26 protein-coding genes are annotated in these 23,254 nt (G+C 67.7%); 15 read left to right on the forward strand and 11 right to left on the reverse strand.

Features of this window, described 5'->3' with window-relative positions:
* Window positions 1-13: 13 nt before the first annotated feature.
* Both GLP40_RS32115 and GLP40_RS32120 read right to left on the reverse strand, forming a co-directional pair.
* Window positions 14-745: an ABC transporter ATP-binding protein gene (locus tag GLP40_RS32115; RefSeq protein ID WP_154791781.1), complete on the reverse strand. Its 732-nt coding sequence runs from the start codon at window positions 743-745 to the stop codon at window positions 14-16.
* Window positions 745-1,578, reverse strand: a complete 834-nt coding sequence (locus GLP40_RS32120) for an ABC transporter permease subunit (RefSeq protein WP_154791782.1) — start codon at window positions 1,576-1,578, stop codon at window positions 745-747. Before GLP40_RS32120 ends, GLP40_RS32115 begins: the two co-directional genes overlap by 1 nt.
* Window positions 1,579-1,761: 183 nt before the next feature.
* Between GLP40_RS32120 and GLP40_RS32125 the strand changes: the two genes are divergently transcribed.
* Entirely contained in the window at window positions 1,762-2,388 is a 627-nt protein-coding gene (locus tag GLP40_RS32125; RefSeq protein WP_230330148.1) for a GntR family transcriptional regulator, read from the forward strand.
* A 192-nt stretch (window positions 2,389-2,580) separates the two neighbouring features.
* Here the strand turns inward: GLP40_RS32125 and GLP40_RS32130 are convergent, their stop codons facing one another.
* On the reverse strand, window positions 2,581-3,561 hold the full coding sequence (locus GLP40_RS32130; RefSeq protein WP_328290911.1) for a glycine betaine ABC transporter substrate-binding protein: 981 nt from the start codon (window positions 3,559-3,561) through the stop codon (window positions 2,581-2,583).
* 359 nt (window positions 3,562-3,920) lie between these two features.
* On the opposite strand from GLP40_RS32130, the gene GLP40_RS32135 reads away from it, so the two are divergent.
* The 8 genes from GLP40_RS32135 (at window position 3,921) to GLP40_RS32170 (ending at window position 10,345) form a co-directional block, all read left to right on the forward strand.
* Window positions 3,921-4,817, forward strand: coding sequence for an ABC transporter substrate-binding protein (locus GLP40_RS32135; protein WP_154791812.1), 897 nt, complete (start codon window positions 3,921-3,923; stop codon window positions 4,815-4,817).
* Between the two features lie 13 nt (window positions 4,818-4,830).
* Entirely contained in the window at window positions 4,831-5,976 is a 1,146-nt protein-coding gene (locus tag GLP40_RS32140) for an ABC transporter ATP-binding protein (protein WP_328290912.1), read from the forward strand.
* Entirely contained in the window at window positions 5,973-6,614 is a 642-nt protein-coding gene (locus GLP40_RS32145) for an ABC transporter permease (protein WP_328290913.1), read from the forward strand. The genes GLP40_RS32140 and GLP40_RS32145 overlap by 4 nt, the downstream gene beginning before the upstream one ends.
* On the forward strand, window positions 6,611-7,315 hold the full coding sequence (locus GLP40_RS32150) for an ABC transporter permease (RefSeq protein ID WP_154791814.1): 705 nt from the start codon (window positions 6,611-6,613) through the stop codon (window positions 7,313-7,315). Before GLP40_RS32145 ends, GLP40_RS32150 begins: the two co-directional genes overlap by 4 nt.
* A 55-nt stretch (window positions 7,316-7,370) precedes the next feature.
* Window positions 7,371-7,793, forward strand: coding sequence for a CBS domain-containing protein (locus tag GLP40_RS32155; protein ID WP_328290914.1), 423 nt, complete (start codon window positions 7,371-7,373; stop codon window positions 7,791-7,793).
* A gap of 78 nt (window positions 7,794-7,871) precedes the next feature.
* Window positions 7,872-8,543: a response regulator transcription factor gene (locus GLP40_RS32160; protein ID WP_328290915.1), complete on the forward strand. Its 672-nt coding sequence runs from the start codon at window positions 7,872-7,874 to the stop codon at window positions 8,541-8,543.
* Window positions 8,540-9,901 carry a sensor histidine kinase gene (locus GLP40_RS32165; protein ID WP_154791787.1) on the forward strand — a complete coding sequence of 454 codons (1,362 nt, stop codon included), beginning with the start codon at window positions 8,540-8,542 and terminating at the stop codon, window positions 9,899-9,901. Before GLP40_RS32160 ends, GLP40_RS32165 begins: the two co-directional genes overlap by 4 nt.
* A gap of 111 nt (window positions 9,902-10,012) precedes the next feature.
* Window positions 10,013-10,345, forward strand: a complete 333-nt coding sequence (locus GLP40_RS32170) for a hemophore-related protein (protein WP_154791788.1) — start codon at window positions 10,013-10,015, stop codon at window positions 10,343-10,345.
* Between the two features lie 69 nt (window positions 10,346-10,414).
* Here GLP40_RS32170 and GLP40_RS32175 read toward each other — a convergent pair whose 3' ends face one another.
* Together GLP40_RS32175 and GLP40_RS32180 are read right to left on the reverse strand one after the other, a co-directional pair.
* The gene (locus GLP40_RS32175; protein ID WP_328290916.1) at window positions 10,415-10,627 is read right to left on the reverse strand and encodes a DUF397 domain-containing protein; all 213 of its coding nucleotides are present in this window, start codon (window positions 10,625-10,627) and stop codon (window positions 10,415-10,417) included.
* Window positions 10,624-11,502, reverse strand: a complete 879-nt coding sequence (locus GLP40_RS32180; RefSeq protein ID WP_154791789.1) for a helix-turn-helix domain-containing protein — start codon at window positions 11,500-11,502, stop codon at window positions 10,624-10,626. Before GLP40_RS32180 ends, GLP40_RS32175 begins: the two co-directional genes overlap by 4 nt.
* A gap of 373 nt (window positions 11,503-11,875) precedes the next feature.
* Here GLP40_RS32180 and GLP40_RS32185 point away from each other — a divergent pair, with 373 nt between their 5' ends.
* The 4 genes from GLP40_RS32185 to GLP40_RS32200 all read left to right on the forward strand — a co-directional run bounded on the left by GLP40_RS32185 (window position 11,876) and on the right by GLP40_RS32200 (window position 14,472).
* Window positions 11,876-12,352, forward strand: a complete 477-nt coding sequence (locus GLP40_RS32185) for a hypothetical protein (protein ID WP_154791790.1) — start codon at window positions 11,876-11,878, stop codon at window positions 12,350-12,352.
* A 15-nt stretch (window positions 12,353-12,367) separates the two neighbouring features.
* Complete coding sequence (locus GLP40_RS32190) at window positions 12,368-12,580, forward strand: hypothetical protein (protein WP_154791791.1); 213 nt, start codon at window positions 12,368-12,370, stop codon at window positions 12,578-12,580.
* Between the two features lie 254 nt (window positions 12,581-12,834).
* The gene (locus GLP40_RS32195; protein ID WP_154791792.1) at window positions 12,835-12,984 is read left to right on the forward strand and encodes a hypothetical protein; all 150 of its coding nucleotides are present in this window, start codon (window positions 12,835-12,837) and stop codon (window positions 12,982-12,984) included.
* A 174-nt stretch (window positions 12,985-13,158) separates the two neighbouring features.
* Window positions 13,159-14,472, forward strand: coding sequence for a hypothetical protein (locus GLP40_RS32200; RefSeq protein ID WP_154791793.1), 1,314 nt, complete (start codon window positions 13,159-13,161; stop codon window positions 14,470-14,472).
* 157 nt (window positions 14,473-14,629) lie between these two features.
* Here GLP40_RS32200 and GLP40_RS32205 read toward each other — a convergent pair whose 3' ends face one another.
* Window positions 14,630-15,289: a response regulator gene (locus GLP40_RS32205; RefSeq protein WP_154791794.1), complete on the reverse strand. Its 660-nt coding sequence runs from the start codon at window positions 15,287-15,289 to the stop codon at window positions 14,630-14,632.
* On the reverse strand, window positions 15,286-16,446 hold the full coding sequence (locus GLP40_RS32210; RefSeq protein ID WP_154791795.1) for a sensor histidine kinase: 1,161 nt from the start codon (window positions 16,444-16,446) through the stop codon (window positions 15,286-15,288). The genes GLP40_RS32205 and GLP40_RS32210 overlap by 4 nt, the downstream gene beginning before the upstream one ends.
* 134 nt (window positions 16,447-16,580) lie before the next feature.
* Between GLP40_RS32210 and GLP40_RS32215 the strand changes: the two genes are divergently transcribed.
* Window positions 16,581-17,468 (forward strand): sterol desaturase family protein, encoded by an 888-nt coding sequence (locus GLP40_RS32215; protein WP_154791796.1) that lies wholly within the window; start codon window positions 16,581-16,583, stop codon window positions 17,466-17,468.
* Between the two features lie 108 nt (window positions 17,469-17,576).
* On the opposite strand, the gene GLP40_RS32220 is transcribed toward GLP40_RS32215, so the two are convergent.
* The 4 genes from GLP40_RS32220 to GLP40_RS32235 form a co-directional block, all read right to left on the reverse strand.
* A complete protein-coding gene (locus GLP40_RS32220) occupies window positions 17,577-18,794 on the reverse strand; it encodes an NAD(P)-dependent malic enzyme (protein WP_407671739.1) in 1,218 nt (405 codons plus the stop codon).
* 515 nt (window positions 18,795-19,309) lie between these two features.
* The gene (locus GLP40_RS32225) at window positions 19,310-20,866 is read right to left on the reverse strand and encodes an FAD-dependent oxidoreductase (protein ID WP_154791797.1); all 1,557 of its coding nucleotides are present in this window, start codon (window positions 20,864-20,866) and stop codon (window positions 19,310-19,312) included.
* 50 nt (window positions 20,867-20,916) lie between these two features.
* The gene (locus GLP40_RS32230; protein ID WP_154791798.1) at window positions 20,917-21,183 is read right to left on the reverse strand and encodes a hypothetical protein; all 267 of its coding nucleotides are present in this window, start codon (window positions 21,181-21,183) and stop codon (window positions 20,917-20,919) included.
* Window positions 21,180-22,034 carry a PHP domain-containing protein gene (locus tag GLP40_RS32235; RefSeq protein WP_328290918.1) on the reverse strand — a complete coding sequence of 285 codons (855 nt, stop codon included), beginning with the start codon at window positions 22,032-22,034 and terminating at the stop codon, window positions 21,180-21,182. The genes GLP40_RS32230 and GLP40_RS32235 overlap by 4 nt, the downstream gene beginning before the upstream one ends.
* A 101-nt stretch (window positions 22,035-22,135) precedes the next feature.
* Here GLP40_RS32235 and corA point away from each other — a divergent pair, with 101 nt between their 5' ends.
* On the forward strand, window positions 22,136-23,197 hold the full coding sequence (corA, locus tag GLP40_RS32240; RefSeq protein WP_154791816.1) for a magnesium/cobalt transporter CorA: 1,062 nt from the start codon (window positions 22,136-22,138) through the stop codon (window positions 23,195-23,197).
* Window positions 23,198-23,254 lie beyond the last annotated feature (57 nt).

Below are 23,254 nucleotides of genomic sequence, written 5' to 3' on the forward strand. Positions count from 1 at the left end.
AGGCCTTTCTGTATCAGCGAAAGCGTGTTGTGGTTTCGGACCGCAGTAGTCCCTCGAGCAGTTCCTCTTTCCAGAGGGCCAGTTGCGGATCGCTGCGATGTCTGGGGCGCGGCTGTGGAATGTGCAGGTCTCGGGTGATGCCGTGGGAGGACAGGACCAGCACGCGGTCGGACAGGGTCAGCGACTCTTCCACGTCGTGGGTGACCAGCAGGACGGTTCGTGGCTGTTCGGCGAGCATCTGTTCGAGCAGGCGCTGCATCGCTACGCGGGTGATCGCATCCAGTGCGCCGAACGGTTCGTCGAGCAACAGCACATGTGGCCGGTGGAGCAAGGCGCGCACCAATGCGACACGCTGCCGTTGACCGCCGGAAAGCTCTGCGGGCCAGTCCTTTTCACGGCCCGCCAACCCGACTGCCCGCAGCAGGCTTGCTGCTCGGTCCGCTTGTCGGCGGGTACCGATCTGGACGTTGTCCAGCACCGACCGCCATGGCAGCAGTCTGTCTTCCTGAAACATCATCCGGCAGACCAGGGAGCCGGGAGCCGTGCCGACCGGTTCGACCGAGCCGGCCGAGGGCATCTCCAAGCCCGCGAGAATGCGCAGCAACGTGGACTTACCGACGCCGCTGGGCCCGAGGACCGATACGAATTCGCCCGGGGCGATGTGCACATCGATATCGTGCAGAACGGTGGTGTCACCGTATCGGTGGCCCAAACCGACCAGGTCGAGGCCGACTAGTGCGGGCATCAGTGATCTCCGATCCGGAAGTGCGGGTTCCAGCGCAGGACGCGGGCTTCGATGAGCCGAGTGATCTGGTCGGCGAGCAGCCCCGCGATGGCGTAGAGCGCGATGGCCAGCACGATCCGATCGTTGCGCAGCATCTCGCGGCCGTTCTGCGCCAGAAAACCGATGCCCTCACTGGTGGCGATGGTCTCGGCGACCACGAGGGTCAGCCATGCGACGCCGAGGGAGTAACGGATGCCGGTGAGAATCAGCGGCATCGCCCCGGGAACAATGATGTCCCGTATCCGCGCGCCCCGGCCCAGACCGTACGACTCGCCGAGTTGCACGAGTTTGGGATCCACCGTGCGAATTCCCGCGACAGTGTTGAGGTAGACCGGGAAGATCACGCCGAGGGTGACGAGCATGATCTTCGGCAACTCTCCGATTCCGAAGAATGCGATCAGCAGCGGAACCAACGCCAGGTGCGGGAGCACGCGCATCATCTGCAGGCTGCGGTCCACCAGGCCCTCGGCGAGTTCGGACAGCCCGACCGCGAAGCCCAGTACGAGCCCGATCGCCGCGCCGATGGTGAACCCGATGATGATCCGCCGCAGGCTCACCACCAGGTGATGCTGCAACTCACCGGTCGCCCACAGCTGACGCGCCGTATCGAGCACCTTCGTCGGCGGCGGCAGGATCGACGGTGCGATCACGCCGTTCGACGACGCCCATTGCCAGCCGGCGACCACCAGTACCGGCACGATCCACGGCAGTAGCGTCCGCGGGCGCACGCGTGATCGGCGGCGGGCGGTCCGGCGGGCGGCCGTCGGACGGGGTGCGAACTCGATCTCAGGCATGGATGTCGCCTGGTCGAGCGGAACGGGTCTGCATGACTCCTCCTCTTACGAACGCAACGCAGAGTAGGAAGGACTGCACACCAGTGTCTGCATATGTATACACATGGATTCGAACTCTTTACCCCGGCATCTCAGCTCTGGTAGAGGTTGCGATGTGCCATGTCGGCGCGCTGGAGAGGGGCCATGGTGGAACGAGAGTCGTACGCGTACAAGCAGTTACGCGAACGCATTACAGCCGGGGAGTACCTGCCCGGGGCGATGCTGGTTCCCGCCGCGGTCGGTGTGCAGTTGGGGCTCTCGCGCACCCCGGTACGGGAGGCCATGCAGCGGCTCGAGTACGAGGGGCTGGTCGTCCAGGCGCCACGCGGATACCGAGTGCGAGAACGCAGCGCCGAGGAGATCCTCGAGATCTGCGAGGCCCGCATCGCACTCGAATCCGCCATCGCCTACTCGGCCGCTGCTCGGCACACCGAGCTCGATCTGGCTCGTCTGGCCCGGCTCCTCGACAAAGCGGCCGAGTCGAGTGATCCGGTCACGAGCTTGGCGCTGCACAACGAGTGGCACACCGCCCTTCGCGCGGCTGCCCACAACCAAACGATCGCCGAATTGATGGATCGGCTGGACGCCCAACTACGCGTCTATGACGCCAAAGATGCTCAGGCGGAATCGAATCTGCAGCAAATCGAGGCCGAACACCGCGACATCCTCGCCGCAGTCAGGTCCGGTGACGCGGAGAGCGCGCGCGTGCTGATGATCGCTCACCAGTCCCGAACCAGAGACCTGCGCATCGCCGCGATGGCGAAGCGGTGAGACCAGAGGTCTGACGCACGCGGTCTGCTCTGACATCAGGACCGGTGTCCTCGCGCAACGTTCCGTGCGAGCTCACGCTCGCTCAGCAGGCATGACCGACCCACCAGCGGTGGCTTCAGATCGTGCGAAAACCGCTCTCCGATAACACCGGGGGTTCGGCCACCCGCGAAAATCGCGACGGCCGAACGCGGTTCACAGGGCGTGGGCGTCGAGCCAGTCGCGGGCGACGGCAGCGGGAATGGCGTGCTGGTCGCGGACCTGACGGATCATGGCGGCGAGATCGGTGGTGGTGAGTTCGCCCGCGACGTAGTTGAGTTTGCGTAGTTGCTGATCGGTCAGGGCCGCCTTGCGCAGGACCGGGACGACCATGGCGGCCCGGAAGGCGTAGTCCGGATCGGCGAGCGGGGTCAGGCCGACGCCGCCGTCGGAGAGGAACGCGAGCGGGCCGGGGAGGACGGCCAGCTGGATTTCGCCGTCGGAGAGCGCTTTTCGCAGGTCCGTGTCGTCGGCGAAGGTCACGGTGTGGGTGATCGCGCAGTGGTAGACCCGGTTCAGCGGGTCGACGACATCGCGCTGCGGGTCCAGCGGTGCGCGCAGGGCGTCCAGGGGCGTGCCGGTGTCGATGCCGACGTTGAGCTCGTCGCAGCGGGCGGCGAGGTCCCGCAGGGAGGAGGGGAGGCCGGTGGTTCGGGATTCGGCGGTCACCACGGCGGGCCGCAGATCGGCGCCGTCGGCGGCATCGGAGTCGACGATGCCCTCCGGAAGCGCCTTGGCGAGGGCCGTATTCACCTCGTCGGGCTTGGTGACGGCGGCGGTGGAGTCCAGGGTGGTCAGCAGATCGCCGCTGACATCCCCGAACAGCGCGATCCGGCCGGCGTCCAGGGCGGCGAGCAGATCCTTGCGCTGCCCCACCCGATCGGTCCGGGTGTGCAGGCCGGTGCGGGCCAGCGCGCCCGCGTAGAGCTCGGCGATCATCATCGATTCGGCCGAATCCCCCGCGCCCACGGTCAATACCGGCCCGGTGTCGGCCCTCCCGCACGCCACCGCGCCCACCGCGACCGCGACGACCAGCAGAGTCCGCCCGAGGCGGAGGGCTCGCGCGCGCCCCGCGGGACGCCGCCGGGTTGCGCGGCGGCCGGGGTCGGGCGAGGCGTGGGAGTCTGTGCCGAACACGCGCAACAGTCTGCCGCGCCACCCCTCCCGAAGGCGAAACCGACCCGCGTATCGCGCCGCACCGCCGATTTCCGCGCGGCGCGAGCGGAGCGGATCCGCCGCGCGAAACGACCCGACAGGATGGCTCGACCGTATCCGCCAAATGCGCGAAACCGACCACAGGGTAGGCAACGTTCGCGGGAAGAGCCGGGCACTATGGACAGTTAGGTCTGTTCAGGGGTGCACGCCACCCCGCCCGCGCAGGCACCCCGCTCGGAAGGACGACAGTGCACTCGCTCATCACCACGCGCGCCGACGCCAGGCGCACCGCCCGAACCGCACTCCGAATTCTGGCCGCGTCGGTCGCGCTGGCCGCGGCCATGGCGCTGTCCGCCTGCGGCGGCTCCACGTCCAACCCGCTCGGCGGCGGGGGCGGCTGCGGCGGGGACACCACCAAGGTGACCGTCGGATCGGCCAACTTCCCGGAATCCGAGACCGTGGCCGACGTGTACGCGGCGGCATTGCGCGCCAACGGTTTCGGTATCGACACCAAGCTCAATATCGGCAGCCGCGAAGCGTACGTGCCGGCCCTGAAGCAGTGCTCGATCGACCTCATCCCCGATTACACCGGCAATCTGCTGCAGTACCTGGACAAGTTGAGCACCGCCACCACGCCCGACGAGGTGACCGCCGCGCTGACCAAGGCGCTGGGCGATCAACTCGCCATCGGCGCCCCCGCGCCCGGTGAGGACTCCGACGCCGTGGTGGTCACCAAGGCCACCGCCGACAAGTGGAATCTGACCAGCATCGCCGACCTGGCCCCGCACTCGGCCGAGGTGAAACTGGCCGCGCCCGCGGAATTCTCGGAGCGCCCGGGCGGCCTGCCGGGCCTGAAGAAGAACTACGGCCTGGACATTCCGGCCGCCAACTTCGTGCCGATCGCCGACGGCGGCGGCCCCGCCACCGTCAAGGCGCTGACCGACGGTCAGGTCACCGCGGCCGACATCTTCACCACCTCCCCCGCCATCGCGACCAACAACCTGGTGGTGCTGACCGATCCGAAGCACAACTTCCCGCCGCAGAACGTGGTGCCGCTCTACAACACCGCCAAGAAGAGCGACAAGCTGGTGAAGGTGCTCGACGCGGTCTCGGCGAAACTGACCACCGCCGAACTGATCTCGCTCAATACCGCCGTCTCCGGCAGCGGCAAGACCGAGCCGGCCGCGGCCGCCGGGCAGTGGGTGGCCGCGCAGGGGCTCGACAAGCCGATTGCGTAAGGGAGGGGATACGGTGTCCGACATCGCGTTCACCGGCGTCAGCAAGACGTATCCGGACGGCACCACCGCCGTCCACAACCTCGACCTGCGCATCGAATCAGGATCGTTCACCGTGTTCGTCGGGCCGTCCGGCTGCGGCAAGACCACCTCCATGCGGATGATCAACCGCATGATCGGCCCCAGTACGGGCACCATCTCCGTTGGCGGGCGGGATATTTCGCGCCTCGACCCGGTCAAGCTGCGGCTCGGCATGGGCTACGTGATCCAGAACGCGGGCCTGATGCCGCACCGCACCGTGGTCGACAATGTGGCCACCGTGCCGGTGCTGCGTGGACAGTCCCGCCGCGCGGCCCGCCGGGACGCGCTCGAGGCGATGGACCGCGTCGGACTGGATCACATTCTGGCGCAACGCTATCCGGCGCAGCTATCGGGTGGTCAGCAGCAGCGCGTGGGCGTGGCCCGCGCGCTGGCCGCGGACCCGCCGATCCTGCTCATGGACGAGCCGTTCAGCGCCGTCGACCCGGTGGTGCGCACCGAACTCCAGAACGAGATGCTGCGGCTGCAGGCCCAACTGCACAAGACCATCGTCTTCGTCACCCACGATATCGACGAGGCGATCAAGCTCGGCGATCACATCGCCGTCTTCGGGCCGGGCGGGTACCTCCAGCAGCACGATGTGCCGCGGACCGTACTCGCCCAGCCCGCCACCGATTTCGTGGCCGGCTTCGTCGGCCGCGACCGCGGCTACCGGGAGCTGTCGTTCCGGCCCGCCGACACCGTTCCGCTGCGCGAACTCTCGACGGTGACGCCGGAGGAGATCCCCGCGATCCGTCTCGAGAAAGGAGAATGGCGGCTGGTCGTCGACCGGGCGAAGCGGCCCATGGGCTGGATCGACGCCACCGGCGTGGAGGGCGTGCGCGCCGGGCACGCCCTGGCCGACAGCATGGCCGCGGGCGGCTCGCTCTTCCCGGCCGGTGGCGACCTGCGCCAAGCCCTCGACGCCGCCATCTCCTCGCCCTCGGAAATAGGCGTGGCCGTGGATGATTCCGGCGCGGCGGTGGGCGCGATCGTGGCCCGTGACGTGCTCGAGCAGCTGCACCGGCAGCGCACCGTCGAGAACGCCGAACGCAATCGGGTCTTCTTCGAGGAGACCCGGTGAGGTATCTCCTCGCAAATTTCGACGAGATCGCCGGATACGCCCGCACCCACCTGTATCTGGCGCTGTTGCCGCTGCTGCTGGGTCTGGTGATCGCGGTTCCGGTGGGCGCGCTCGCGCATCGGGCGCGCTGGCTGCGGCGGGTCACCACCACGGCGGCCGGCATCGCCTACACGATTCCGTCACTGGCGCTGTTCGTCATCATCCCGCCGCTGCTGGGCATCGGCGTCATCGATCCGCTGAATGTCGTTATCGCCCTGACCATCTACTCGGTAGCTCTGCTGGTCACCGCGGTCCCCGCCGCCCTGGACTCGGTGCCCGCCGACACCCTCGACGCCGCCGACGCCATCGGCTATCCGCGCTGGCGGCGCGTGCTCACCGTCGATTTCCCGCTCGCCCTACCGGTTTTCATGGCCAATCTGCGCGTCGTGGCTGTCACCAATATCTCGATGGTGACCGTCGGCGCGTTGATCGGCGTCGGCGGCCTCGGCAAGCTGTTCACCCAGGGCTACCAGCGCGACTACCCGGACGAGATCGTCGCGGGCATCATCGTCGTGCTCATGCTGGCCCTGATCGTGGACCGCCTGCTGTATCTGCTGGGCCGGGTGGCGACGCCGTGGCTGAAAGTACATGCGGCATGAACCTTTTCCTCGATGCCTGGCACTTCCTCACCGACAGCGCGAACTGGTCCGGCCCGGCCGGCATCGGGCGGCGCATCCTCGAACACCTCTGGTACAGCCTGCTGGCCGTGGGTCTCTCGGCGGTCATCGCGGCGCCGATCGGGCTGCTGATCGGGCACACCCGGCGCGGCTCGGCGCTCATCGTGGGCTTCGCCAACTCCATGCGCGCCCTGCCGACCCTGGGCGTGCTCACCTTCGTGGTGCTGCTGATGGGGCTGGGCCTGGCGCCACCGCTGCTGGCCCTGCTCACCGTCGGCATTCCGCCGCTGCTGGCGGGCGCCTACGCGGGCATCGCGAATGTGGATCCGATCGTGGTCGACGCCTCGCGGGCCATGGGCATGAGTGAACCCCGGGTGCTCTTCCAGGTCGAGCTGCCCAATGCGCTCCCGGTCCTGCTGAGCGGCCTGCGCGCGGCCACCCTGCAGGTCGTCGCGACCGCCACCATCGCCGCCTATGTGAACCTCGGCGGGCTGGGCCGCTACATCTTCGACGGCATCAGCCTCTACCGCTACGACAAGGTGCTGGTGGGCGCGATCCTGGTGGCCGCGCTGGCGCTGGCGCTGGACGGTCTGCTGGCCTTCGCGGTGTGGCTGAGCGTGCCGGGCACGGGTCGTCTGCGCACGCTCACGAGCCGCGTGCGGCCCACGCGCATTGACCTTTGATGTGATCGGGGTCACGATGTGTCGTGGCAACACCCATCCGAGACAGGAGGTTGCAGTGAAGGCTCGCGACATCATGCACCGGAGTGCGGAATGCATCCCCGCCGACGAAACCCTCGATCGCGCCGCCCAGCTCATGCGCAATATGGACGTCGGCTCCCTCCCCATCTGCGACGGGGAAACCGTGATCGGCATGCTCACCGACCGCGACATCGTCGTGCGCTGCGTCGCCATGGGACACGATCCGAGCCGGGTCCGGGCCGGTGATCTGGCCCAGGGCCGCGTGTGGTCGGTCGACGTCGACACGGATCTGAGCACCGTCCTGGACGTCATGGAGCAGAACCAGATCAAGCGCATGCCGGTGCTCGATATGCGCAAGGGCAACCAGCTGGTCGGCATGATCTGCGAATCCGACCTGGCCAGGAACATCTCCGACAAGCAGCTGGTGGAATTCATCACCGCCGTCGCCGTGCCGCACTGATCCCATCGCACCGCGCCGACTCACGGCAAGCGTCCCGGTTCGCAGCGGATTCACAGGCATAGACCGCAGAATTGCCGCGTGCAACCGGGACGCATTCTTGTCATCGAAGACGCCGAGGCCATTCGAGCCGCGGTAGGAGCCGGGCTGTCCGCCGCCGGGCACCAGGTGCTCGCGCGCGCGGACGGCGTCCTGCTGGAACAGGACCTGGCCCAGTTCCGGCCCGATGTCGTGGTCCTCGATGTCATGCTGCCCGGCCGCGACGGCTTCGCGCTGCTGCAATCGGTGCGGGCGCGTTCGGCCGCGGGCGTGGTCATGCTCACCGCCCGCGACGGCGTCGAGGACCGGGTGCGCGGGCTGCGTGCCGGCTCCGACGACTACGTGGTCAAACCCTTCGACCTCACCGAACTGGTGGCGCGCGTCGACGCGCTGCTGCGACGGATGGGAAAACTGCAGAGCCGCATCGTGATCGGCGACCTCGAGGTGGATGTGGACGCCGGGGGCGCGCGGCGGGCCGGGCACGAACTCACCCTCACCGCGACCGAGTTCAAACTGCTCGCCTACCTGGCCGCGCAGCGGGAACGGGTGCTCACCAAGACCCAGATCCTCACGGCCGTCTGGGGATACGAGGACTACGACCCGAATCTGGTCGAGGTGCACGTGAGCGCGCTGCGCCGCAAGCTCGAGGAACACGGCGAGCGAGTGGTGCACACCGTGCGCGGGCTCGGATACACACTGCGGCTGCCGCGATGAAGACCGTCTCGCTGCGCGGGCGCGTAACCCTCACCGCCGCACTGGTTTCCGGGATCGTGCTGGTGCTGGTCGCGCTGAGTGTGCACGCGCTGTTCGGGCTGGTCGTCACCCGCAGCGAGAACACCGTGCTCACCGATCGCGCCCAGCTGGCCAGACAGCTCGCGCAGCAGGGGGTTTCGCCGGAGGACCTGATCACCAGGGTGGACACGCATTCGGTGCGGGTCCGGCTGGTGCTCCCCGACGGTCGCACCTTCGGCAGCCTGGACCACCGCCTCGCGGAAGACAGCACCACCAAGACCCGATTCATCAAACTCACCGGACCGGGCACGCTCAACGACAGTCGTCTCACCCTGCAGATAGACACCCCGCTGATCGCCCGGGTGCAGTCGCGGCTGGGTCTGCTGCTGGCCCTCGCCACCACCGGGGCCATCGCGGTGATCGCGATCGGGCTCTGGTTCGGCGTACGCCGCGCGCTCGCGCCGCTGGACGCCATGACCCGGCTGGCCCGCGATATCGCGCACGGCCACCTGGGCCGCCGACTCGAACCGTCCCGTACCGACACCGAATTGGGACGCACCGCCGCCGCTTTCGACGAAATGCTGGACGCGCTGGAGGGCGCGTTGCGCGACACCGCGGCCGCCGAGGCCCGCGCCCGCGCCTCCGAACAGCGCATCCGCGTCTTCGTCGGCGATGCCGCGCACGAACTGCGCACCCCCATCACCGGGGTGCGCTCGCTGGCCGAGGCGGTCTTCCAACAGCCCGCCGACACCGATCCCGAGGACCGCCAGCGCATGCTGCTGCTCCTGGTCCGCGAGACCCAGCGCGCGGGCCGCCTGGTCGAGGACCTGCTGGACCTGGCCCGCATCGACGCCGGTCTGCGACTGCGGCTCGAGCCGGTGGACCTGTACGCGCTGGCCGCCACGCATGTGGACCGCATGCGAATGCTGCACCCGCACATCGAATTCCAGCTCACCGGCACGGCGGCCACCGTGCCCGCCGATCCCGAGCGGATCACCCAGATCCTCACCAACCTGCTCACCAATGCCTGCCAGGCCATGAAGGACCACGGCCGCATCACCATCGAGCTGCGTCCGCACGCCGGGACCGTCGAACTCGTCGTCTCCGACAGCGGCCCCGGGATACCGGCCGGGGATCGCGAGCGGATCTTCGACCGCCTGGTCCGCCTCGACCACGCCCGCGACAATCGCCCGGACGGCTCGGGCCTGGGCCTGGCCATCGCGCGCGGCTTGGCCCGCGCCCACGGCGGCGACCTGACCTGCGCCGACCCCGCCCCCGGGACGCCCGGCGCGGTCTTCGTTCTACGGCTGCCCGCCGGCGCGCCGCCCGCGCTCCCGTGATCGCCGGGCTGTGTCTGAAGATCACCTGAAGATGGCCGGCCGATTCAGGCCGCCTTCAGCTTGCCCGGGCAGATTCGGTGGGGAACCGAACCCCACGATTCTGGAGTGAGAATGAAACGCACCCTTGCCGCGCTCCTCGCCGGCGCCGCAGGCGCGGCCGCCATCGCCCTGGCCGTGCCCGGCACCGCCTCCGCCGACACGCCGCAGTGCGGCCCGCAGGCCGCCGCCGCGGCCCGCGCGGACGCCGCCCCCAAGGTGGCCGCCTACCTGGCTGCGCACCCGGACGTGGCCGCCGAGATCGCCAAGGTGAAGACCCTGCCCAAGGACCAGCGCCGCGCCAAACTGAAGGCATGGCGGCAGGCCAACCCGCAGGAGGCGCAGGACCTGAGGGCCGCCCGCCAGGCCGTCATCGACTATCACAAGGCCTGCGGCCGGCACAAGTAAGCGGTCACCACGTACGGGCCCGGTCGAAATGACCGGGCCCGGTGCGCATTTCGGGGGTCCTTCGATCGATCAACCGCGGGCCAGGTCGAACTTCCCCGCCATGACCGCGCCGACGAACGCATCCCATTGACCGGCGGTGAAGACATGCGCCGGCCCCGCGGGATTCTTGGAGTCGCGCACGCCGACCTTGCCACCGACCAGGAACGCGGCCTCGACACACTCCTTGCCGCCGCCGCTCTTACTGCTCTTGAACCAAAGCGTCTCGCGTAGTTCGTTGTTCACAAATACTCCCTTACTGCATCACGCACCAGTTGCCTGCTGCTCATCTCGTCCAACGCTGCTCGCTGGAGAGTCCTGAAGGCGGATGCGTAGCTCTCAACGATGTCCGACTTCTCGGTGTACATGTCCGTCGAGAACCCCTCTCCATACACAGTCGGCGGCTCGACCGGGTCGCCACGGCTGTCGAGCTTCGCCTCGAGGATCACGAATGGACCGGTCTGACGACCCGTCGGCATTCCCGCGGAGAACGGAAGGACGCGGAGGGAGACGTTGGGCCGGGTGCTGGCTGTGGCGAGGCACTCGAGCTGGTTTGCCATTACTCTCGGCCCTCCGATGACTCTGCGCAACACGGTTTCTCCGAGGATGACGTTGAACTGGACCGGGTTGACGTCACGAGTGATGGCGCGTTGACGTCGGGCCTTCAACTCGAGTCTGCCGCCGAGCTTGTCTTCGTCGTCATCGGGATAGGCAGCGCTGGTCAGGACCCGCGCATACGGGCGAGTCTGGAGCAGCCCAGGTACCAGATCCGGCTGAAACGACGTCACTATCCGGGCGTTGTATTCCATGTCGACATACAGCCGGAAGTCCTCCGGGATAACCGAACCGAACTCGTGATACCAGCTCTTGACTGCCGCCTGTTGCGCCATGGCCCGCAGGGTGACCGCCCAGTGGTCGTCGACCTCGTACAGGCTGATCAGCTTATCTAGGTCGTGTATGCGAATTTTGGCCGTTTCGCCAACCTCGATCCGCTGGAGAGTGCTTGTGCCCCACTCCATGACCTTCGCCGCCTGACTCAGAGTCAACTTCGCTGCCTCCCGCGCTTCGCGCAGGTAGCGCCCCAACTGGCGGCGCGTGAGGGTACTCGTGTTCTCGGGCATGGGTTTTCCCGTTCTGACGCCGTCGTAGTTCCCAGATTTCGCGGGCCTTGATTTCAGGATCGAGAAAATCGTCCCACCGACTTCGGGACACGCGCTGGGCAAACAGGAAACTCGATCTGGATTTCCAGTTTTCAGTTTTCATGCCACCGGAACAGGAGTGAGCTTCGAGGTAGACCACGCCGCCGAGAGGACTTCAGATGGCCACCTACCCGCGAACAGTCGAGAAATGGGTCGCCGACGGCTGCCTTGACGGCCGTATCTGGCCGGTCAGCCGCCAACGCGCCGAAGGGATTCTGGCAATCCACGCCACTTGCGAGCCGCCATGCCCGCGCGCGGAGAGCGCCCGCAAGTATCTCGAGGAAGGTCTGAGCCGATGCCCGAACGCGCAGGCATGACCGGTGAGAGTCCGATCGAACGACAGATATGGCTGTACCGGGAGCTCTACGGTCTGCCCTGTCAGGTGTCGGGCATCCGAATCACGCTGTCCACCAGCGATGTCAGCGCGGTCAATGCGCCGAACGGCCTGGCGGCGCTGATCGATGACGAGCTGTTCTGGAGCAAGCGGGTCACGCCGATCCTGGACGAGGGCAAAGGCGGCAGCGACCTGATCCTCCTGGCCGCCCCGAGCCCGCTCGACCTGACCCGCTGCGCCGCCGATCTCCGCCGCCGCGCGCGGTGCGAGTTCCTCCCGCCGGGCATCCACATCACCCTCCCGTCCCCTCTCCCTCCGCCCGGACCCGAGCCCCACTGGTTCAGATACCCGCAGTACGAGATGCTCCAGCCCCTCACCGCGGTCCTACGAGCGATCCGCATCGTCCTCCGCGACATCCCCCGCACCTACCCGGCCTAGCCTGAAGAGGACACCATGATCACCGAACTCGTCACCACCGCAGCTACTTTCACGATCATCGCGTTGTATCTCGCGCAGACCGCCCGACGACATTTCCCGAGCACACGCACCCCAGACCATCACTCGGTCGCCGCGATCCGAGCCCGCATCGAAGGCGAAAAACGCGTGGCCGCAGCCTCCAAGCACGAGGCTGCCCGATTGGCGACCCAGCTCACGATCACGACATGACAATTGGGCCGGACGCCGCCCGAGAGCGTGCCGCCTGCTGTGAGTTACGTTGTCAGCAAAGGTGATCCGTGTCCCGCCTTTTCTTGTCGGTCGACTGAGTGTGCGGAATCCGGCCGGCCCGGGAGAATCAAGTGTGGCTTTGATTCGTGTGCCGATCGTGGCTCCTGCTCGGCCGACCGGTTCCCCGTGACGGACCGCGGATTGGGATGTGCGAGTCGATCCCGTGCAGGGCAACGTCGGCGCGGTCGTCCGCGGTGAACGGTTCCAACGAGCTGATGGACGTGGGCACGTCCCGGGTCTGGGCTGGTGTGGACGACACGTTCGGCGATGAGCCGTGCGGCGTCCGCGGCGAGCGCGGGGCGGTCGGGGAGCAGTTCGCCGGCCACAGCCTGGACCGCGCCTGAATATCGAAGCCGGCCGCGGCAGTGCCATATCCGGTGATGCCAAGGCATCCTCCAAACGGTCAATTCTCCGACTTCGAATTGACCATTTGACAGTGGTTTACGACACATTATGGTCGGTAGCGTCGCCTGGAACACGGGGAAGCGGCCGGCTCACACCCGACACTCACGTCGAGCGTGAGGGAAATCAACAACATAGGCGCGCTATGCCATCCATACAAATGGCTATCCGAAATCCATACGCACATGCACGATTCATCACTCACCCCCAGGCCCCGAAACCAGCACATCTCGAACTTCGGGCAGCTTCTCGCCATCCTCGAGAGCCAAAAAACGATCAAGATCGATACCTTCGCGCCGGCATCGGCGATTCACGCCAGCAACGGCGCCCTCGAACTGTTCGGCACTCGCAGAATCGACTACAACGAGACGGAGAATACAGCCGACGGGCGTTTCCAGCCCACTGCCGCCGCCGATGAGCAGATCGCGCACAACCTGCGCATACCGGCGCCCTACCTGGCGCAACTACGGCACGACGGACGGCTCGATCTCTACGACGCCAACGTAAACGGAATGCTGCACGGGCCCACCGCATTATCAGCCCCGGATCATCGCCACAACCGCATCTTCCTACTGAGACTGTTCGCACCGAATCCGCACCGCAAATCCGGAGTCGTGCGAGCGGTCCTGGCCGACACCGCGACAGTGGTCGACCACCTCGACGCACTCGGCGCGATGGTGCAAGGAATCCGCCGCGCGGGCGCCTACGTCGAGATGTACTCGGCAGACCTGACCGACGAGCATCTCACCTGCAGCATTTTCTCGCCCTCATTATCCCTGTTGGCCAACATGTTCGACCCGCCGCGGTCAGAACCTGACGAAACGACCCAGTCCCGAACCAGGATGCTCGACTGGGCGCGCCGCCGATTCGGCAGCCGCACCGTGGGGAGCTTCCTGGGAGTCCGGATCTCCAATTCCGAGACAGGTCATCGCCTGCTCACCGTGACCCCCGAACTCGTCCTATCCGATCACGGCCAAGTCATCGCGTTCCCAGAGCTGTCGCGAATCATCCAACCGATGCCGGGGTTCGGTCCCGATACAGTCGCCGTCGGCGCCCACACCTTTGAAGACCGCATGAGCAAGATCGCCGAGGATGTCCAGGCACTCGCACAGCAGTGGCTCACCCCCACATTTCTGACCCATCTGGCCAAACGCCTGCGAGGACTGTCGAAAAGACCGCTGGGCAACAGGATTGCGGTTCTCAACACCGTCACACGCACACTCGAACTGTCGACCGACGAACGACACATGCTCGACGCGCTGCTCACCGATCGACCCCTCTCGGCCGCGGATCTCGTCATCGCCTGCTCGGAACTCAGCCGGACCGCCGACCCCGACCGCGCGGCGAAAATCGAAATCAGCTCCTTCCAAATAGCGCGACGACTCGCCGCCCGAGCAGCACCCGCCCGAGCCGACGACACACCGACATGAACCGAGACGTCGAGGCACTGACCGCCGATTCAACCGGGCCTCGGCTTGTCGGCACCACAACGAATCCGATCACGTCGGCAGGCGCGACGAACCACCGGCGAAGATCGGCTTCGCGCGTCCTCCGCGACGGCAGCCGGCAGCGGCCGGTCGATCGGCGTCAGCGCGGACGACCGAGATGTACGAGTCCATGTTGGTGGGCGTATACGACCGCGTGGATGCGGTCGCGCACACCGAGTTTGGCGAGGATTCGGGAGACGTGGGTCTTCACCGTCTCCTCACCCACGCCCAAGTCCGCGGCGATCTCGCCGTTACTGCGGGCGTCGGCGAGCAGGAGGAGGACTTCGCGTTCACGGGCGGTCAGTTGGGCCAGTTCGGGCGGCTCCACCGGCGGGGCGATACCGAGGGCGAAACGGGTAGCGAGCCTTCGGGTCATGGACGGGTCGATGACGGCGTCGCCGCGCACCGCCACCCGGATGGCGGCCACGAGTTCTTCCGGGGGAAGACTTTTCAGCAGGAAGCCGCTCGCGCCTGCCGACAGGGCGCGGTGCAGGTTGGCCTCGCTGTCGTAGGTGGTGAGCACCAGGACGCGGGTGCCGCCCGCGGCGACGATCACCTCGGTGGCGGCGAGGCCATCCAGTTTCGGCATCCGCACATCCAGAATCGCCACATCCGGATGGGTGCGCGCGGCCGCCTCGATGGCGGCGCGGCCGTCGCCCACCTCGGCCACGCACTCGAGATCCGGGTGCGCGTCCACCACCGCGCGCAGGCCCGAGCGGAAGACCGTATGGTCGTCGGCGATCAGGATGGTGATGCTCATGCGGCTCCGATCGGCACGGAAACCCGGATGACCCAGCGGGTCCCGGACGGGTCGGCACCGTAGACCACGGTGCCGTCGAACAGTTCGACCCGGCGGCGAATGCCGTCCAGGCCGCGATGTACCTCGTCGGTGGTCTCCACGGCGGCAATGGGATTGGTCTCGCGCAGCTCCACCGCGCCCGGCAGATAATCGATCTCGAGAGCGGCCGGATCGCGCCCGTGCCGCAGCGCATTGGTCAGCAGCTCCTGGACCACCCGGTAGAGCATGACGTCCAGCGACTCCGGCAGCACCGGCGGCTCACCCGAAACCGCCACATGCACAGTCAATCCCGCGTCCCGCACCCGCTGCACCAGGTCCTCGATATCGGCCAGGCCGGGCTGGCGCTGCCCCTCGTCGTCGCGGCCGTGCAGCATATCCAGCTGCCTGCGCAGATCCACCATGGCAGCCCGGCTGCTCGACTCGACCGCCGACACCGACCGCGCCGCCGCCTCGGTATCGGTGCGGGACAGGGCCATTCGCGCCACCCCGGCGTGAATGCCGATGGCGCTCACATGGTGGGAGATGACGTCGTGCAGATCGCGCGCGATGGCCTCGCGCTCATCGGCCAGCGCCCGATCCAGCGCGGCCCGCTCCTCCTGCCGCCGCAGCCGCTCCCGCTGTTCCAGCTCCGCGATATAGGCCCCGCGCGCCGCGGTGTACCGGCCCACCAACCACGGCACCACGCCCGCGCCCAGCGCGAAGATCACCAGCCGGATCGGATTGTTCGCCCCCGAAATGACCGCCACCACGTTCACCACCAGCGAGCCGCCGGCCAACATCAGCACGGTCAGCACCGAAATGAGCCCGCTCAGCCACGCCCCCGCCTGATATCCGGCCACCAGGAAACCGACGTCGAAAACCCGCGCGGTGATCCCGTAGTGGTGCGCGAACAGCGCCACCGACACCTTCACCACCACCTGCGCCACCGCGACCGCCGCCGCCGTCGACGCGGGTGCGGCCAGCGCCAGATCCGCGGCCACCGTGGCCACCGTGAGGATGGCGGCCAGCACGGGCGCCAGGCCGAAGGCCCCGCACATCACCATCTGGGCGCCGTCCAGGATCGCCGCCGCGGCGGCCACCAGCAGCGACTGCCTAGCCAGCGACCTGGTCATATCCATGGCCGCACGGTACCCCGGGAACCCCTCGTCCCCCGTGTGGGGGACACGGAATCCCCCATCGGCGCGACGATTCGGCCGCGCGGCCGAACTAGCGTCGAAGACATGCCCGCACCCCGACCGTCCCGCCGAGGAGCATGCCCGTGAATGCCGATCTGTTCATCTACGCCCTGCCGGCGTTCGCGCTGCTGATGCTGATCGAATGGGTCGAGGACCGCCGCGATCCGGCCCGGCCGGCCAATGGCATCGACCGGCGTGACACCACCTCCAACATCGCCACCTTCGCGCTCGGACGCATTGCCAAACCGATTCTGGCGCAGGCTATCCCGTTCTCCGGCGTGGTGCTGGCGGCGCACTTCACGCCGCTGCGCCTGTCACCGGAGCACTGGTGGGTGTGGGTGCTGGGGCTGATCGTCACCGATTTCTGCTACTACTGGGCCCACCGCGCCGACCACCGGGTGCGGCTGCTGTGGACCTCGCACAGCGTCCACCACTCCAGCCGGTTCTTCAATTTCTCCACCGCCATCCGGCTGCCGTGGGCGCATCCGGCCGCCGCTATCGTGCGCGGCCTGTGCTGGGTGCCCGCCGCGCTGCTGGGCTTCCCGGCCTGGATGGTGTTCGCCCTGCAGTCGCTGGGGCTGCTCTACCAGTTCCCCATCCACACCCAGCGCGTGAAAACCCTGTGGCGGCCCATCGAATTCGTGTTCAACACCCCAGCCCACCACCGCGTGCACCACGGCTCCAACCAGCCGTATCTGGACACCAATTACGGCGGCATCCTGATCATCTGGGATCGCCTCTTCGGCAGCTTCGCCGCGGAAACCGAGCCGATTCGCTACGGATTGACCAAAGACATCAATACCGACAATCCGATCAAGGTCAATTACACGGAACTCGTCGATCTGGTCCGTGATGTCCGGACTGCCCGAACCTGGCGCGGTCGTCTCGGATATATCTTCGGCCCGCCCGGCTGGAGCGAGAATGCCGCCACCACCGACTTCGAAAAGACGCCGGCCACGGTCTAGACCGGATCGATAGCGGACGGTGTCCCGCACTCTGCGCTGAACACCGTCCCTCGAATATGAATCGGCCCCCTCGCAGTGTCCGCGAGGGGGCCGACCTCCAGTCGAGAATCAGGCGACACCCTCCGCGCGAGCGGCATTGCCGACCGCCTCGGCGACGGCCGGAGCCACGCGCGGGTCCAGCGGGCTGGGGATGATCCTGTCCACGGACAGCTCATCCGCCACCACGTTGAAGATCGCCTCGGCCGCGGCCACCTTCATGCCCTCGGTGATGCGGCGCGCGCCGGCGTCCAGCGCACCCTTGAAGACACCCGGGAAGGCCAGCACATTGTTGATCTGGTTCGGGAAGTCGCTGCGGCCGGTGGCCACGATGGCGGCGTACTTCTTGGCCACCTCCGGGTGGATCTCCGGGTCCGGATTCGACATGGCGAACACGATGGACTCGGGAGCCATCGACGCGATGAGCTCCTCGGCGATGGTGCCCGCCGACAGGCCCAGGAACACGTCCGCGCCCGCCAGCGCCTCGGCCGCGCCGCCGGCGATGCCGCGCGGGTTGGTGCGCTGCGCCAGCTCGGCCTTCACCTCGTTGAGGTCGGTGCGGCCGGTGCTGACGATGCCCTTGGAGTCGAGCACGACGATGTCCGAGACACCGGCGGCCAGCAGGATATTCGTGCAGGCCACACCGGCCGCGCCGGCGCCGGACACCACGACCTTCAGACCGGACATGTCGCGGCCCTGCACCGCGGCCGCACCCTTGAGGGCGGCCAGCACCACGATGGCGGTGCCGTGCTGGTCATCGTGCATGACCGGGCAGTCGAGCGCCTCGACGACACGCTTCTCGATCTCGAAGCAGCGCGGCGCGGAGATGTCCTCCAGATTGACCGCGCCGAAGCTGGGGCGCAGGCGGATCAGAGTCTCGACGATCGCGTCAGGGTCCTTGGTGTCGAGCACCAGCGGGATCGAGTCCAGTCCGGCGAACTTCTTGAACAGTGCCGCCTTGCCCTCCATCACCGGCAGCGAGGCGCGGGCGCCGATATCGCCCAGGCCCAGCACCGCGGTGCCGTCGGAGACGACCACGACCAGGCGCTCGGCCCAGGTGTAGGTCTTGGCGAGGGACTCGTCCTCGGCGATGCCCAGGCACACCTTCGCCACGCCCGGGGTGTAGGCGATGGACAGATCACGCTGGGTCTCCAGCGGAGCGGTGAGTTCGACCGAAAGCTTGCCGCCAAGATGCCCGGCGAAAATTTCTTCCGTGGTGATGTCGGACAGGTTCGCCCCATCGGACGCGGGGGCCTCGGTGGCATTCACTGCTTCAGTCACGGGTGACACGATTTCACTCCTGATCGGTTCGGACTCAACCGTTGGACGGTTACCGTTCGGTAATGGCGGAATTTGGTTTCGGTGCTCATATATCTTTTGCCGCAGCCGCGTTCAGCGACATCGACACCACTTCTGATCGACTTCGTGGAAACCTTGCCACCTCATCGTGGCTACGCACACAAAGTTTTACGGCATTGCGAGAAGTGTGTCGCGGCAGCGCAGATCGTCGAGCGAGAACCGGAGGGGTGTGTCCGGGCGATACAGCCGGGGTGACCTCGTGTGAACCCGCGAGTCGGGGTTCGTGATCACCGAGTGTCCCGGGCCGGGCGGTGGCTGCGGCCGGGATCGAACCATTCTGCCAGTCGCCGCGACGGCCTGCCAAATCGCCCCCGGGTCCGTCGCGTCGCCTCACCATCGTTGAAGGGTAAGTCAGCCGCATCACACCCAGATGAACGGAAACTCGCTGGTGGGAACCTGAACTCGGAGAACTGTCACAACGCGGTCGCGACCACGGCTGTGAGCTGTCAAGCGGGGCTTGCGACCACCGCTGTGAGGTCCGGTCGAACCCATACGTCTTCCAGCCCCCCGGACAGCAACCGTACCCGCCAGTCACTTCCGACGCCCGGGTGGTCGGTGCGGCGGTGCATGCCGCGGGTCTCGGTGCGGGCCAGGGCCGAGTACTTGGTCCAGCGGGCGACGGCGAGCAGGGCGGCGGCCTGCCGGGCGAGCAGGCGATCGGGCCCCTTTCCGCCCAGGGCCAATTCGACACCGGGCCACAGGCCGTCCAGTTCGGAGATGCTGTCGCGCAGGCTGCCCTCACTGCGCCAGTAGCTGCGGCGCAGCGGCAGGGTGTGCTCCTGGACCAGACCGACCACCGCGCGCGGATCCAGGCGAGCCTTGTCACCCAGGCCCGCGCCTGGGACCGGACGGACCTTGCCGAGCTTGCGCCGGGCCGCGGCGAAACCCGCCGCGCCCGCGCCCGCCCACACGCCCGACGAGATGGCCCAGGCTCCGTTCTGGCCGCCGAAACCGCTGACCGCCCCGGTGATGGGCTCGCGGGTGGTGACATCGCCCGCGCCGTAGAGCCCGGGAACCGTGGTGGCGCAATCCGGTCCGGCCAGCCGCAGCCCGCCGGTGCCGCGCACGGTGCCCTCCAGCACGGCGCACAGCGGCACCTGACCCGTCACGCTGGGACAGTGCCGCCACAGTTCCGCGCGCACCGTCTCGGGCAGCTCGTCGAGGCCGGCATAGACGCGCCGACCGTCGGCGATGGCCGCGAAAGCCTGCGCCCGTGAACCGCATCCCTGCCCCGACAGCACCGATCGCGACTCGTCGTAGAGAGTGGCGAAATGCATCACCTGGTCGGAGGCGAACACCGCGGCCACCGGGCGGCCGCCCAGCAGCGGCCCGTCGGCGACCGGGGCCAGCGAATACGCGTTGGAGAACTCCATGCCCGACAGTTCGGCCCCGGCCTCCGCACCCATCAGCAGCCCGTCGCCGGTGTCCACATCGGTGCCCGCGCCGCCGGAGAGGAAGGCGCAGCCGCCGGTGGCCAGCACCACCGCGCGGGCCCGGACGGTCCAGCCGCGGGACTCGCCGTGCAGCGCCACGCCCGACGCGCCCGACACGACACCGTCACCGTCGGTGACCAACTGAAGCGCCGGATGGTGATCGAGGATGCGCACCCCCGCGACCACCATGCTGCGCCGCAGCCGCCCCAGATACTTCGCGCCATCGAGATAGACCCGCGCGGGGCGCTCCGCGTGTTCGCCCCGGAAACGGAAGCCGCCGGTCACCAACTGGCCGACACGCCGATGGGTCTCCTCCAGCACCCGGTACATCCACTCCGGATCCCCGAGCCCGCCGCCGTGGGCGAAGTTCTGCCGCACCGCCTCCTCGCGAGCCGCGCCGGACGGGATGTTCCACAGCGTGACCCCGCCCCGCGCCGTCGGCCCGCTGGCACCGCAGCGAGCCTTGTCGGCGACCAATACCCGCGCGCCCGCGGCGGCAGCGGCCAGGGCGGCCCAGGCCCCCGCCGGGCCACCTCCCAGCACCAGCACATCGGCGTCGAATTCGGTCATTCGACAAATGTTCGACTACAGTTCACCCACTCGCAACTGTTGTGCGCATTTCAATTCCACCACTGCGCCCAGAGCAGATATCCAGCTATCCCGAAAACGACCGCACATCCGAAAAAAGCCGCGAAACCTTGACGCTTATCGGCATAAATCTGGGCGGCCACCACCGCCAGCGCCGCGGTCACATGCCACGTCACATCCACCCATCCGGGACCCGGAAAACCGCGCCGAGCACCGATGATCGCGGCACCGAAGACCGTGGCCGCCAGCACCAGCGTGCCCCCCGCGACCATTCCGCTCAGGCCCCGGACCACCCTCATACGGAGATCACCGGAACCCCGCTGGCTTTGCCGACGATTTCCTCGAATTGCGTTGAATCGGTGGTGAATTCACCGAGCCGAATGGTCTTGTTCGCCCCGTGGTAATCCGACGATCCGGTCGTCAGCAAGCCCAGCTCGGCGGCCAGCCCGCGCAAGATCTCGCGGTCGGCGGCGCTGTGGTCCGGGTGGTCGAGCTCCAGCCCGCCCAGCCCGAAATCGGTCAGCTCGCGAATGTGGTCGAGGGCCAGCAGGCGGCCGCGCTTGCGCGCCCGGGCATGCGCCACCACACTCACGCCGCCCGCCGAGGCCACCATCTCGACCGCCCGGCGCAGCGGCGTGTCGGCCTTCTCGACGTAATAGCGCCCGTGCGGGGCCAGCAACTCCAGGAAAGCGGCGTCCACCGTCGGCACCACGCCGGCCTCGACCAGCGCCCGGGCCAGATGCGGGCGACCCGCCGACGGGCCGACCGAGGCCATCACCGCGTCCGGATCGATCGGCAGGCCGTCGGCCGCCATCTGCTCGGCCATGGCCCGCAGCCGCATCACACGCTCGGCGCGCAACCGCTCCCGCTCCTGCGCGAAGGACTCGTTCTCGGGATCGAACAGATAGGCCAACAGGTGCACCGGCACCGGATAGCCGTCCTCCCCCAGCCCCACACACGACATCTCCATGCCCCGCACCAGCGTCAACCCCGGCGGTAGGGCGGCGACGGCCTCGGCCCAGCCGGAGGTGGTGTCATGGTCGGTCAGGGCAACCACGTCGAGACCGGCGGCCGCCGCCTTCGCGATCAGTTCGGCCGGGGTGTCCGTGCCGTCGGACGCGGTGGAATGGGTGTGGAGATCGATACGCACGCCGTCTATATTGCCTCCGCCGCACATGATCATCGCCTCCGCCGTGAACGATCGCCGGAGGCGGGCCGATTAGCATCGTTGATGTGTCGACCAATTCGCCGCTGCCGTCCTTCCGCTGGCCCGGGTGGACCGGCGCGCGACAGGACACTCCGCTCCCGGCGCGCCGGGCGGGACGCGTCGTCGACTGCGCGGTGTACGTCGACGGACAGCGGCTGTGGGACCGATCCACCTACAAGAACGCGCTCGACGAAGTGCGCGAGCGCCGCGAGGGATTCGTCTGGCTGGGACTGCTGGAACCCGGCAAGGAGCTCATGGCCGACGTGGCGCAGACCTTCGGATTGCACGCGCTCGCCGCCGAGGACGCCGTGCAGGCCCACCAGCGGCCGAAACTCGAACGCTACGACGACATCCTGTTCCTGGTGCTGCGCACCGTGCAGTACCTCGAGCACGAACTCAACACCGTCGTCGAGATCGTCGACACCGGCGAGATCATGGTGTTCGCCGGACCCGACTTCGTGATCACCGTGCGCCACGGCGAACACAGCGGATTGGCCGGGGTGCGAAAGGATCTGGAGGCCGACCCGAAGCAGTTGGCGCTCGGGCCCGGGGCGGTGCTGCACGCGGTGGCCGACCACGTGGTGGATTCCTATGTGACGGTGACCTCCGCCATCGAGGAGGACGTGGACGCCATGGAGGAGGAGGTCTTCACACCCGCCAACAAGCTGCAGATCGAGGCCATCTACCAGCTGAAGCGCGAGGTGGTGGAGCTGCGCCGGGCGGTGAAGCCGGCCCAGCTGCCGCTGCAGGTGCTCGCCAACGACACGACCCTGCCGCTGCCCAAGGAGATCCGCCGCTACATGCGCGACGTCACCGACCATCACACCGCGGTGACCGAGCAGATCATCGACTTCAACGAATCGCTCAGCGCCCTCATCAATGCCGCGCTGGCCAAGGTCAGCGTCCAGCAGAACACCGACATGCGCAAGATCTCCGCCTGGGCGGCCATGGCCGCGGTGCCGACCATGATCGCCGGCATCTACGGCATGAACTTCGACTTCATGCCGGAACTCAAATGGCCCTACGGATATCCTCTGGTGATCTGCGTGATGCTGCTGCTCTGCACCGTCCTGTACGCGAATTTCCACCGCAACAAATGGCTTTGAGCACCGCACTCCACCAGCGACGTTGCTGAGCGCCTCGACTCGACGGCCACCGGGTTG

The sequence above is a fragment of the Nocardia aurantiaca genome, assembly GCF_009708175.1.
GTDB lineage: Bacteria > Actinomycetota > Actinomycetes > Mycobacteriales > Mycobacteriaceae > Nocardia > Nocardia aurantiaca.